This is a genomic window from Arthrobacter sp. 01L42 (assembly GCF_056400005.1).
On record NZ_JBFTSL010000002.1, the window covers coordinates 160,691 to 173,519 of the forward strand.

Genomic DNA, 12,829 nt, shown 5'->3' on the forward strand with positions numbered 1-12,829 from the left:
AAAGAACCGGTGGCCATGGTCTTTCAACCATAGCCACCGGTTACCGGTTTTCGCGGCTAACTAGCCCTTGAAACGCGGGAACGCGCTGCGGCCGGCGTACCGTGCGGCGTCGTCGAGTTCCTCTTCGATGCGCAGCAGCTGGTTGTACTTGGCCACGCGCTCGGAGCGTGCCGGGGCACCGGTCTTGATCTGTCCCGCGTTGGTGGCAACGGAGATGTCAGCAATGGTGGTGTCCTCGGTTTCGCCGGAGCGGTGTGAGGTGATGGTGGTGTAGCCGGCACGCTGGGCCAGGGAAACGGCGTCCAGGGTCTCGGTCAGGGAACCGATCTGGTTGACCTTGACGAGCAGCGAGTTCGCGGTCTTGGTGTCAATGCCGCGCTGCAGGATGGCCGGGTTCGTGACGAAGAGGTCATCGCCCACGAGCTGGACCTTGTCGCCGATGGTGTCGGTGAGGGTCTTCCAGCCTTCCCAGTCGTTCTCATCCAGCGGGTCCTCGATGGACACGAGCGGGTAGTCGGCCACGAGCTCGGCGTAGTAGGCGCTCATCTCGGTGGCGGAAAGTGCCTTGCCCTCGAACTGGTACGCGCCGTCCTTGAAGAACTCGGAGGAGGCGACGTCCAGGGCCAGGGCGATGTCCTTGCCCGGGGTGTAGCCGGCGTTCTTGATGGCTTCCTGGATCAGGTCCAGGGCGGCACGGTTGGACGGCAGGTTCGGCGCGAAGCCGCCCTCGTCACCCAGGCCGGTGGACAGGCCCTTGGCCTGCAGGACGGACTTGAGGTTGTGGTAGACCTCAACGCCCCAGCGCAGGCCTTCGGAGAAGGTCTCGGCGCCGATCGGGACGATCATGAATTCCTGGATGTCCACGTCGGAGTCGGCGTGCGAGCCGCCGTTGAGGATGTTCATCAGCGGCACGGGCAGGACGTGCGCGTTGGGCCCGCCCAGGTACTTGTACAGCGGCAGGTCAGCGGAGGCGGCGGCGGCGTTGGCCACGGCCAGGGACACGCCCAGGATGGCGTTGGCGCCGAGCTTGCCCTTGTTGGGGGTGCCGTCCAGGTCGATCATGGCCTGGTCGATGCTGCGCTGGTCGGTCGCGTCGAAGCCGGTCAGGGCCGGGGCGATCTGGTCGATGACCGCGTCGACGGCCTTCTGGACGCCCTTGCCGAGGTAGCGGCCCTTGTCGCCGTCGCGAAGTTCAACGGCCTCGTGCTCGCCGGTGGAAGCGCCGGAGGGAACTGCTGCGCGGCCGATCTGGCCGTCCGAGAGCAGGACTTCAACTTCTACGGTCGGGTTGCCACGGGAATCGAGGATTTCGCGGGCGTGGATGGCATCGATAAGCGCCATGGATATGCTCCTTTGGGTGAAGCGATCTGCAGGGAATCTGACTGCTTGGATTCTGGCTGTACATCAAGCGGAAAAGCCGACGTCGTCGTCGCTACTAGCGTAGTCGAGAGCGGGATAAGTTACGGAAACCTATCCAATCCCCGGACGTCATGATGGTGCCGCTACCGTGCCGACTCTAGTCTGCCAGCGCTATTGTGCCGAGGACCTGGGGCAGGTGCTGTCCTGGAACCGGCGCAGGGCGCCGCGGAGGGCGCGTTCGGCGTCGAGCCCGCCGGCCCGGGCAGCGGCCACGATCCCGAACAGCAGGTCGCCGAGTTCCTCCTCGGCGGCCGGGAGGTCGACGGCGGTTTGGCCGGCGGCCGCTGCCATGCCCGCGCGTTCGGCGCGGTCCAGGAGCTTTTGGGCCCGCGCGAGGGCCGGCAGCGCGGCGGGAACCCCGTCGAAGACGTGGCCGCGTTCGGGCCTCTCGGCCTTCTTGACGGCGTCCCATTTCAGGACGATCTCCTCCACCGTTGCCGGGAAGGAATCCTGCAGCGAGCCGTCGGGCCGGAACACGTGCGGGTTGCGCCGGATCATCTTGGCCTTCAGGCCCCGGGCGACATCGCCCAGGTCAAAGGCGCCGCGTTCCTCGGCGAGCCGGGCGTGGAGCACCACCTGCAACAGGACGTCCCCCAGTTCAGACTGCAGTTCCGCGTCGCCGGCGCCGGTCTCGATGGTCTCGGCCACCTCATAGGCCTCCTCCAGGAGGTACTCCACGAGGGACTCGTGGGTGAGGGCACCCATCCAGGGGCAATGCTCGCGCAGGGCCGCTATCAGCCCCAGCAGCTCCCCGACCTCGCAAGCTCGGCCGGGGACCCCTGCCGCTGTGGGCCCAGCGAGCCCCTGGACGGGTGATGTGTCCTCGTTAGCCAAGATCGGAGTAGGCCTCGTTGATGTATTCGACCAGGGCTTCCTTCTCCTCGAGCGGCAGGAAGGCGGCCTCGGCCGCGTTCAGCGTCAGCTCCAGCAGGTCATCGAGGTCGTAGTCGAACGTCTCAACCAGGAGTTCGAACTCGTCGGTCAGCGTCACGCCGCTCATGAGCCGGTTGTCGGTGTTGATGGTGACGTTGAAGCCGAGCTGGTAGAGCATGTCCAGCGGGTGGCTTTCGATGCCCTCACCGAAGCCGGCAATGGCGCCGGTCTGCAGGTTGGAGGAGGGGCAGATCTCCAGGGCGATGCCACGGTCCCGCACCCAGCTGGCGAGCTCGCCCAGGGTCACCATGCCGATGGTGTCGTTGACGGAGTCGTCGAAGCCTTCGGCGTCGGCGGCCTCTTCGTCCTCTTCGAATTCGATCGTGACGTCCTCGGCGATCCGGACGCCGTGGCCCAGGCGCAGGGCCCGGCCGTCGACGAGGGCCGACTGGATGCTTTCCAGGCCGGCGGCTTCGCCGGCGTGGACGGTGGCCGGGAAGTTGTGCTGGGCCAGGTAGGTGAAGGCGTCCTTGAAGCGGGACGGCAGGAAGCCGTCCTCGGCGCCGGCGATGTCGAAGCCGACGGCACCGTTGTTGCGGTGGCGGACGGCCAGTTCGGCGATCTCTTGGCCGCGGTCGGCGTGGCGCATGGCGGTGATGAGCTGGCCCACCTGGATATCGCGGCCGGTCTCTGCCACGGCGTCCACTCCAGCTTCGAGGCCGGCCTGCACGGCTTCGACCACGTCGTCCAGGCTCAGGCCCTTCTGCAGGTGCTGTTCGGGCGCCCAGCGCACCTCGCCGTACACGACGCCGTCGTCGGCCAGGTCTTCGACGAATTCCTTCGCGACGCGGAACAGGCCCTCCTTGGTCTGCATCACGGCGATGGTGTGGTCGAAGGTCTCCAGGTAGCGGACCAGGGAGCCGGAGTCGGCGGATTCCCGGAACCACTCCCCCAGTGCAACGGGGTCCGTGGACGGCAAGGTGTGGCCGACGGCCTCAGCAAGTTCAATGATGGTGGCCGGCCGGAGTCCGCCGTCCAGGTGGTCGTGAAGGGAAACCTTGGGAAGGCCCTTCAGGTCGAAGTCGAGGTCAGGGGCAGCGTCAGGAATAGTCTCAGTCACGTTCCAACCATAGGGTCGCCGGGCGCCGGAAGCTACTTTCCGGACGCTCCGGACTCAGCGGACGGACCGGCCAGCATCGTGCCGTGCAGCTCGGAAGCACGCTCACCGGAGGCGGGTTCGTTGACGTATTCGGTCTCGGACGGGACCGGACGGGTGTCGTGGCGGCCCAGGCGCTTGTGCCACCAGCGCAGGAGATGGTCGATGAGGACACCGAGCACAATGGCGAATACCACCGCGATGCCCGCGCTGAGCAACGGGTTGTGGTGCAGCCACGGGAAGGAACTGGCCAGGACGCCGATGCCGATTGAGTAGGCGACCCACGTCAGGCAGGCGAAGCCGTCCAGGAAGAAAAACCGGCGGTGCGGAAACGCCGTCGTGCCTGCCACGTAGTTGACGGCGACACGGCCCCACGGAATGTACCGGGCGGTGAAGATCAGGACGGCGCCGCGCTTCTCAAGTTCGTAGTGTGCCCAGCCAAAGACTTTCTGCACCTTTGGCTTGCGCATCCAGCGGAACCGCTCGAGGCCAATCTTGCGGCCGAGCATGTAGGCCATGTTGTCGCCGGCCATGGCTCCCACGAGGGCCGTGAGGCCCAGGATCCACAGGTTGGGCTGGCCGCTGTGCACGGAGTACGCCGCCAGGGCAACGATCAGGGTCTCGCTGGGGACCACCATCGCGAAGCCGTCCACGAAGAAGAAAACCAGCAGGAGTGGGTAGATCCACCACTGGCCAGCGGCATGGAGCACGGCCTCGTTAATGAACTCCATGCAGGTGGTGCTCCTTGATGACTGGGAACGGACAACTAAGCCGTAACGTACTCGCGATGACAGTGGGTGGAACTATGGACGAAACTTTGCACGACGTGCGGCCAACAACGTGACCCAAATCGCTCCTAAGTGTCCCATGGGCGGGCCCAATCCGCCTAGGACTCGGCGGGCGGCACCGAATGCGTCGGTTCCTCCGGTGCGCGGCCGCGCACCCTGCTGATCACGCGGTCCAGGACGACGCCCAGGACGATCGCGCAGACGATGGCAATGGCCGCGCCCAGCACGTGGTTTTCCTCAAACCACGGACCAACAGTCAGTCCGATCCCCACCGAGTAGCTGGCCCAGAGCAGCGCCGAGAGCACCGTCAGGCTGACGAATCTGCGCCACGGGTAGTGCGTGGCGCCGGCGGTCAGGTTAACGGCCACCCGCCCGATCGGGACGAAGCGCGCCACAAGGATCAGTGAGGCAGGCCGTTTCCGCAGTTCCCGGCCGGCCCAGCGGAAGGCCGCCTGCATGCGCGGGCCGCGCTGCCACGCCCAGCGCCGGGTTCCGGTCCCGCGGCCGATCAGGTAAGCCATGTTGTCGCCCACGAGGGCCCCTGCGGCAGCCGTTGCGATCAGGAGCAGAGGGTTGGGGACGCCCGCAGTGGCGGCGACTGCAGCCAGGCCCACCACCACCGATTCGCTCGGAATCGGGGGGAAGAACCCGTCGATCACGCAGCAGGCGAAAACCAGGACGAGGACCCAGGGTTGCCCTGCGGCGGCGAGGATGAAGTCGTTGATTGCCTGCACAGCTTCCTAACGCGCGGCGGGGCCAGATCGATCCAAGCGCAGGCTCGGCCGGAGCCGGGCCTGCGCTTGACGGGTACTGCTGTGGAGTCAGTGTACCGCCGGCTCCGGCCGCCGCTGCCCTCTCCCGTACGGCTGTTATCCCCAGGGTTTGGGCACCGTAAGGGATAGGGCGACGGGCTTAGGCTATGCGGTCGATGATGAGCTTCTGGGCGGGCCGGGAGCCCTCGGGGGCGATCACGGCGGCGTGTTCGAGCGCTTCCTTGGCACGCTCGAACTTCTCCGGCGTGTCCGTGAGCAGGGTCATGAGCGGTTCGCCTGCCTTGACCGTGGCGCCGGGCTTGGCGTGCATCCGCACCCCGGCACCGGCCTGGACCTGGTCCTCCTTGCGGGCGCGCCCGGCACCGAGCCGCCAGGCAGCGACGCCGACGGCCATCGCGTCGAGCTCCACCAGGACACCGTCGGCCGGGGCGTAGATGACCTCGGATTCCTTGGCGACCGGGAGCTTGGCGCGCGGGTCTCCGCCCTGGGCCTCGATCATCCGGTTCCAGACGTCCATGGCCCGGCCGTCCCGGAGTGCTGCCCGGGGATCGGCGTCGCGGATGCCGGCGCACGCCAGCATTTCCTCCGCGAGCCGGACGGTGAGTTCGACGACGTCGTCCGGGCCTCCGCCGGCGAGGACCTCCACGGATTCCTCGACCTCGATCGCGTTGCCCGCGGTCAGGCCCAGCGGCGTGTTCATGTTGGTGAGCAGGGCCACCGTGTTGACGCCGGCGTCCTTGCCCAGGGCCACCATGGTTTCGGCCAGTTCGCGGGCGCGGGCCTCGTCCTTCATGAACGCGCCGCTGCCCACCTTGACGTCGAGCACCAGCGAGCCGGTGCCTTCGGCGATCTTCTTGCTCATGATCGAGGAGGCGATCAGCGGGATGGCCTCCACGGTCCCGGTGACATCGCGGAGCGCGTAGAGCTTCTTGTCCGCCGGGGCCAGCCCGGCGCCGGCCGCGCAAATGACCGCGCCGACGTCCTGGAGCTGGGCCATCATTTCCTCATTGCTCAGGGCCGCACGCCAGCCCGGGATGGCCTCGAGCTTGTCCAGGGTGCCGCCGGTGTGGCCGAGGCCGCGGCCCGAGAGCTGCGGCACTGCCACGCCAAACACCGCTACAAGCGGAGCCAGCGGCAGGGTGATCTTGTCCCCGACGCCGCCGGTGGAGTGCTTGTCCGACGTCGCCTTCACGCCGCCGTCGGGCCGCCGCAGGCTGGAGAAGTCCATCCGCTCGCCGGAGGCGATCATGGCCGCCGTCCAGCGGGAGATCTCGGCCCGGTCCATGCCGTTGAGCAGGATGGCCATGTTCAGGGCGGCCATCTGTTCGTCGGCGATGGCGCCGCGGGTGTACGCGTCGATTGTCCAGTCGATCTGGGCCGGGCTGAGCGCACCCTTGTCCCGCTTGATGCGGATGATGTCGACGGCGTCGAACGCTTCACTGTTGTTGGGGTTCTGTGTCGTTTGTGTCACCGGGGTTCCTCCAGGTGTTGGGGGCCAAAGGCATCGGGAAGGACCTGGTCCATGGTCTTGATTCCCTGCGTGGTCATGAGCTCCATGTCCGGAGCCCGGAATTCGTAGAGCAGCTGGCGGCAGCGCCCGCACGGCATGAGGACATTCCCGCCGGCGTCGACGCAGTAGAAGGCGCGCAGCCGTCCCCCGCCGGTCATTTGCAGGTTGCCCACCAGGGCGCACTCGGCGCACAGGGTCAGCCCGTAGCTGGCGTTTTCGACATTGCAGCCGCTGACGATCCGCCCGTCTCCGGTGAGGGCCGCGGCCCCCACCGGAAACTTCGAATACGGCGCATAGGCGTTCTTCATGGCGGACACTGCCGCGGCTTCGAGTGCAGCCCAGTCGACGTCGATGCTGTCCATTCTCAGCCCTTGATGTACGGTATGCCGTCAGCGGCCGGCGGCCGGGAGCGGCCGACGAGCCCGGCCACGGCAAACACGGTCACCACGTACGGCAGCATGGCCATGAACTGGCTCGGCACCGGGGTGCCGATGATCGTCACGATGCTCTGCAGGTTGTCGGCGAAGCCGAACAGCAGCGCGGCGAAGAACGCCCCGATCGGGTTCCAGCGGCCCAGGATCATGGCGGCGAGGGCAATGAAGCCGCGCCCGCCGGAGATTTCCTTGGTGAAGCTGTCGATCGCCACGAGGGTGAAGAACGATCCGCCGATCCCGGCGACGGCGCCGCCGAGCGTGACGTTCCAGAAGCGGGTCGCGTTGACCTTGATGCCCAGGGTGTCGGCCGCCTGCGGGTGCTCGCCCACGGCACGGACGCGCAGGCCCCACTTCGTCTTGAACAGTGCGACCCAGATCACGATGACTGCCACGTACATCAGGTAGCCCACCACGGACTGTTTGAAGAGGATGGGCCCGATCACGGGGATGCTGGACAGGACCGGGATATCGATGATGGGCAGCTCGGCGGGCGAGTTGTACTTCTCCGGATCGGACTGCATCACGGTGGTGAACAGGAAGCCGGTGAGCCCGGAGACCAGGACGTTGAGCACGACGCCGACGATGATCTGGTTGACCACGTACTTGATGCTGAACACTGCCAGCACCACCGACACAAGGGCGCCCGCCACGGCCGCCGCAAGCAGGCCCAGGTAGGGGTTGTGCGTCAGGCTGGCGACGAGCGCGGCCGTGAAGGCACCGCCCAGGAGCTGGCCTTCGATGGCGATGTTAACGACGCCGGCGCGTTCGCACAGCACACCGGACAGGGAGCCGAAGACGATCGGCACGGCGAGGGTCACGGATCCGGCGATGAGGCCGGCCAGCGAAATACTGGGGGTCCGGGCGCCGCCCACCACCCAGATCAGGAAGGCGACCACGAACACGACCGTGAACACGGCCGGCACCCAGCGCGGGGGCCGCCGGTTCGCTCTCGCCTTCAGGACCAGGGCGTAGCCCGCGAGGCCCAGCAGGATCAGGGAGAGCACCATGCCGGACAGGAATGCGGGTACTTCGATCGCCGGGAGCTGGAAGAAGTCTCCGCTGGATGAAACGCCGAACTTGGCGTTCGCCTGCGGGCCCAGCAGCCCGAAGAAGATGAACGCTACGGTGGCCAGCACCGCAAGCGTGACCGGCAACTTCCAAGTCACGGGCTTGGCGGACACCGTCGGCCTGTGGTTCTTCTCCGGCTGGGGTTTTCCTTCAACGGGCGAGGTTGCTGTTGTGCTCATGCGGCACCTCCGGTGGTTGCGGCCTGCTTGGTTTTGCCGGCGGTCGCGGCCTTCTTCTTGCGCGGGTTGAGTCCGAAGATCGCCCGGACCAGCGGCGGCGCCGCGATGAACAGCACGATGAGTGACTGGACCACGAGCACGATGTCGATCGGAGTTCCGGTCTGGATCTGCATCTGGACAGCGCCTGCGCGGAAGGCCCCGAACAGCAGGCCGGCGGCGAAGGTGCCCCATGGCGAGGACCGACCCAGCAGCGCGACCGTGATCGCGTCAAAGCCGTAGGTCGCCGCGACACCGTCGGTCAGGACCTTTTCGGTGCCCGCCACCTGTGCCACGCCGGCCAGGCCGGCCAGGCCACCGGCAATGGTCATCACCAGGATGGTGGCCCGGGAGACGTTGATGCCGGCGGTCAGGGCTGCCTTGGGGTTGGCCCCGACGGCACGGAATTCGAAACCGAGCGTGGAGCGGTTCAGCAGCCACGAAACAAACACGGTGGCCGCGATGGCCAGCAGGAATCCCAGGTGCAGCCGGTACTGGCTGCCGAAGATCAGCGGGTACGCGGCGCTGGGGTCCACGATGGGCGATATCGGCGTGTCCGCCCCCGGACGCTGGAACAAGTCCGTGTCGAGCAGGTAGCGCAGGAAATAGAGTGCGATGTAGTTGAACATGATGGTCACGATGACCTCGTGGGCGCCGGTCCGGGCTTTGAGCACGCCGACGATGCCGCCCCAGACGGCGCCGCCGATGACGCCGGCCACCAGGACCAGCAGCAGGTGTATCCCCAGCGGCAGGTGCAGCGCGAAGCCGACCCATGAGGCGAGGATGCCGGCCATGATGATCTGGCCCTGCGCACCGATGTTGAACAGGCCCGCGCGGAAGGCCAGGGCGACGCCGAGGCCGGCGGTGATCAGCGGGGTTGCGATGGTCAGCGTCTCCATGAGGGGGGCGAACTGTCCGGCCACGCCGTTCCCGCGGGGGTTGAAGACCGCGCCCTGGAAGAGGGCGACGTACGAATCGGTGGCGGCGGACCAGACGGCGATGAGGAAGTCACTGGGCCGGGCAAAGAGATAGCCCGCCGTGGTGCCGACAACCTTGTCCGTCATGGCGATGAGCAGGCCGCCGAGGATCAGTGCGAGCAGCACCGCCAGGATGGTCACGATGCCGTTGCCGGTGAAGATCTTGCGCAGCAGCGACTCCTCTTCCGGGGCACCCGGAAGAGCTCCGCTCTGGGTCGAGACCGGAACGGCCGATGGCTGGTGGGCGCCGCCCGCGGTGTCCAGCGAGGTGACGAAGTCTGCATCGTCCTCGAGCGGTTCAGGCTCCACGTCGGTGGCCTGCGATGCCGGAAGCCGGTCCGGGTCCGGTGCGGCCGCGGACCGCGGCTCGGTGTTCTCACTCATGGGGGTCTCCTACGGCGCCGGAGCCGGGCTCCTGCACGGACGGGGCGGCGGGGGCCGGGTTCATGGCCGGCTTCGTTGCGGGGTTTTCGGGCTGGGTGCCGGCCGGGGTTTCTGCTGCGTTCGCGGCCGGGTTTTCAGAAAGGGATCGGGCCGAGTGCCTGCCTGCGGCGTCGGTCTGGGCCTCGTCCGGGGAAACGCCGGCCATCATCAGACCCAGGACGTCACGACCGGTGCCGGCCGGGACGATCCCGACCAGCCGGCCCTTGTACAGCACGGCGATCCGGTCGGCGAGTTCAATCACCTCGTCCAGTTCGGTGGAGACGATCATGACGGGCGTGCCGTGGTCCCGCTCCGCGACGATCCGCTTGTGCAGGAACTCGATGGAGCCCACGTCCACGCCGCGGGTGGGCTGGGAGGCGATGAAAAGCCGCAGCGGCCGGGAGAGCTCCCGGGCCATGACGACCTTCTGCTGGTTGCCGCCGGACAGGGTGCCGGCTGCCAGCGAGCCGGACGGGGTGCGGACGTCGAATTCCTCGATCCGGGTCTTGGCGTTCTCCAGGACCTTGGCCGGGCTCATGCTGATGCCCTTGGCGAACGGCGCCTGGTCGTAGCGGTCCAGGATCAGGTTCTCGGCGATGGAGAACGTGCCGATCAGCCCGTCGAGGGAACGGTCCTCCGGGACGAACCCGACGCCGGCGTTGAGGACCTCCTTGACGCTGCGGCCCACGAGTTCTTCGCCGTCGAGGGTGATCGAGCCGTGGACCCGCTCGTGCAGGCCCAAAATGGCTTCGGTCAGTTCCGTCTGGCCGTTGCCCTGGACGCCGGCGACGGCGAGGATCTCGCCGCGGGCGATTCCGAAGCTGATCCCGTCCACCACGTGCTGGCCGTTGGGGGCGATGACGGTGAGGTCCTTGACCTCGAAGGTGGTCTCCTGCGGATTCGCGGGAGCCTTGTCCAGGGTCAGGCTCACGGCCCGGCCCACCATCATGGAGGCCAGCTCGGTGGTCGAGGCGCCGGGATCGGCCGAGCCCACTACCTTGCCGCGCCGGATGACGGTGATGGTGTCCGAAACGGCCTTCACCTCACGCAGCTTGTGGGAAATGAAGACGATCGAGGTGCCGTGGCTCTTGAGCTGGCGCATGATGTCCAGCAGTTCATCGGTGTCCTGCGGGGTCAGCACGGCCGTGGGCTCATCGAGGATGAGCACCTTGGCGTCGCGGACCAGTGCCTTGATGATCTCCACGCGCTGCTGCACGCCCACGGGGAGGTCTTCGATCAGCGCGTCGGGGTCGACGTCGAAACCGTACCGGTCCGAGATCTCCCGGATTTTCCGGCGGGTGTCATCCAGGTCCAGGAATCCGCCGGTCTTGGTGGTCTCCGCTCCCAGGGCAACGTTCTCCGCGACGGTGAAGACGGGGACCAGCATGAAGTGCTGGTGCACCATGCCGATGCCGGCCGCCATGGCGTCGCCGGGGCCGCGGAACGTGACCGGTTTGTCGTCGATTAGGATTTCGCCCTCTGTGGGCTCGTACAGTCCGTAGAGGACGTTCATCAGCGTGGACTTGCCAGCGCCGTTCTCACCGAGCAGACAGTGGATCTGCCCGGGTTCAACAACCACATCGATGTGATCGTTCGCTACCAGGGAGCCGAAGCGTTTGGTAATGCCCTTGAGTTCAAGTTTCAAAACTCTGACCAATCTCGAGGTGTCCGGACGGCTTGGTCCGGACGCGTAGGGGCGCTGCAGCACCAGCTTAGTGCCTGGGATCTGAGGCACTAAGGGCCGCAACGAAAAGCGCCACAGCCCGTGCGGTGGTGACCGGACGGGCCGTGGCGCTTAGCGGAGGAAGTTAGGCTTTCGGGCTGGCTGCGGATTCAACCTTCAGCTTGCCGTCGGCGATGTCCTTCTTGATCTGGTCCAGGTCGGACTTCAGTTCGGCCGGAACCTGGGAATCCATGTCGTGGAACGGGGCAAGCTGGACGCCGTCGTTCGCGAGGGTGCCAACGTACGGCTTGTTAGTGAACTGGCCGTCCTTGTCCTGCTTGACGACGGTCTCGACGGCCTCGCCCATCTGCTTCATGACGGAGGAGAGCATGATGTCCTTGTAATCCGGTGCCGTGAGGTAGCCGTCGGAGTCAACCCAGATGAGCTTGACGTCCTTGCCTGCTGCCTTGGCTTCCTGCAGGGCCGCGCCGGCACCCTTGCCGACCGGACCGGCGACGGGCATGACGATGTCGGCGCCCTGGTCCAGGAAGTTCTGGGTGAACTGCTTGCCCTTGTCCTGCTTTTCGAAGTCACCGGTGAAGGAGCCGTCCTGCTTGGCCTTGTCCCAGCCGAGAAGCTTGACGTCCTTGCCCTTCTTCTCGTTGTAGTACTTCACACCGTCGGCGAAACCGTCCATGAAGATGGTGACCGTGGGGATCTTGATGCCGCCGAACGTGGCGACCGTCCCGGTCTTGGTGGTGCCTGCTGCGAGGTAGCCGGCCAGGAACGCGGCCTGGGCGGTGTCGTAGATGATCGGCTTGACGTTGGCGACCGGGGTGTCGTAGCCGAAGTCGATGATGGCGAAGTGCTTGTCCGGGTTCGCGGTGGCCTGGGACTTGGTGGCGTCGCCGAGCAGGAAGCCGACCGTGATGGTCAGGTTGCAGCCGGCGGAGACCATGGCGCGCAGGTTCGGTTCGAAGTCGTTGTTGGTCTTGGACTCGGCCTGGTTCATCTCGATGCCGAGATCCTTCTTGGCCTTCTGCAGTCCCTCGTAGGACGACTGGTTGAACGACTGGTCGTCGAATCCACCCGAGTCGGACACGATGCAGCCCGTGTAGTTGCTGGCGGTGTTGGTGGCGGTGCTGGCCTCCGGGGCAGCTCCGCAGCCGGTCAGCAGGAGTGCAGCCGCGCCCGCGGTGGCAACGCCGGCCATTGATCCGCGCTTAAAGGTGGCACGCAGAGAGTTCTTCAATTTTCCTCCAGGAAGAAAGAGTAGGCGCTACGACGGAAGTTCAATGAGTGTCTGTCTGCGGTGTTCCGCTGATCTCTGTTGTCACTGATGGATTTCGCAGCACTGCGCCGAGGCGCACTTATGCAAGCTACTGTAGTGGCCTGCGCCACGTCCCGATAACACACGTCCCGGCGAATGCCCAGATTGTTGAGAACTTGTTACCTAGAGGTAGCCGGTGCCCGCCGCGACCACAGACGCCTCCGGCGCCGGTCCCCGCAGGAACCGGCGCCGGAGGCGTA

General features: G+C 66.5%; 11 protein-coding genes. All 11 read right to left on the reverse strand.

What is annotated here, in order from left to right; translation table 11 throughout:
- Positions 1-60 precede the first annotated feature (60 nt).
- Complete coding sequence (eno, locus tag AC1DN2_RS02680) at positions 61-1,341, reverse strand: phosphopyruvate hydratase (RefSeq protein WP_018774732.1); 1,281 nt, start codon at positions 1,339-1,341, stop codon at positions 61-63.
- A gap of 189 nt (positions 1,342-1,530) precedes the next feature.
- On the reverse strand, positions 1,531-2,124 hold the full coding sequence (locus tag AC1DN2_RS02685; RefSeq protein ID WP_476849160.1) for a MazG nucleotide pyrophosphohydrolase domain-containing protein: 594 nt from the start codon (positions 2,122-2,124) through the stop codon (positions 1,531-1,533).
- Positions 2,125-2,245: 121 nt separating this feature from the next.
- A complete protein-coding gene (locus tag AC1DN2_RS02690; protein ID WP_243180079.1) occupies positions 2,246-3,412 on the reverse strand; it encodes an adenosine deaminase in 1,167 nt (388 codons plus the stop codon).
- 32 nt (positions 3,413-3,444) lie between these two features.
- A complete protein-coding gene (locus tag AC1DN2_RS02695) occupies positions 3,445-4,179 on the reverse strand; it encodes a DedA family protein (RefSeq protein ID WP_223914187.1) in 735 nt (244 codons plus the stop codon).
- A gap of 155 nt (positions 4,180-4,334) precedes the next feature.
- Complete coding sequence (locus AC1DN2_RS02700) at positions 4,335-4,970, reverse strand: DedA family protein (RefSeq protein ID WP_223914188.1); 636 nt, start codon at positions 4,968-4,970, stop codon at positions 4,335-4,337.
- Between the two features lie 178 nt (positions 4,971-5,148).
- Complete coding sequence (locus tag AC1DN2_RS02705; RefSeq protein WP_476849111.1) at positions 5,149-6,480, reverse strand: thymidine phosphorylase; 1,332 nt, start codon at positions 6,478-6,480, stop codon at positions 5,149-5,151.
- Positions 6,477-6,881 (reverse strand): cytidine deaminase, encoded by a 405-nt coding sequence (locus AC1DN2_RS02710; protein ID WP_230010838.1) that lies wholly within the window; start codon positions 6,879-6,881, stop codon positions 6,477-6,479. Before AC1DN2_RS02710 ends, AC1DN2_RS02705 begins: the two co-directional genes overlap by 4 nt.
- Positions 6,882-6,883: 2 nt before the next feature.
- A complete protein-coding gene (locus AC1DN2_RS02715; RefSeq protein WP_223914190.1) occupies positions 6,884-8,200 on the reverse strand; it encodes an ABC transporter permease in 1,317 nt (438 codons plus the stop codon).
- Entirely contained in the window at positions 8,197-9,597 is a 1,401-nt protein-coding gene (locus AC1DN2_RS02720) for an ABC transporter permease (RefSeq protein ID WP_476849112.1), read from the reverse strand. Before AC1DN2_RS02720 ends, AC1DN2_RS02715 begins: the two co-directional genes overlap by 4 nt.
- Entirely contained in the window at positions 9,590-11,281 is a 1,692-nt protein-coding gene (locus AC1DN2_RS02725) for an ABC transporter ATP-binding protein (RefSeq protein WP_476849113.1), read from the reverse strand. Before AC1DN2_RS02725 ends, AC1DN2_RS02720 begins: the two co-directional genes overlap by 8 nt.
- A 163-nt stretch (positions 11,282-11,444) precedes the next feature.
- Positions 11,445-12,551, reverse strand: a complete 1,107-nt coding sequence (locus AC1DN2_RS02730; protein ID WP_476849114.1) for a BMP family lipoprotein — start codon at positions 12,549-12,551, stop codon at positions 11,445-11,447.
- Between the last annotated feature and the right edge of the window lie 278 nt (positions 12,552-12,829).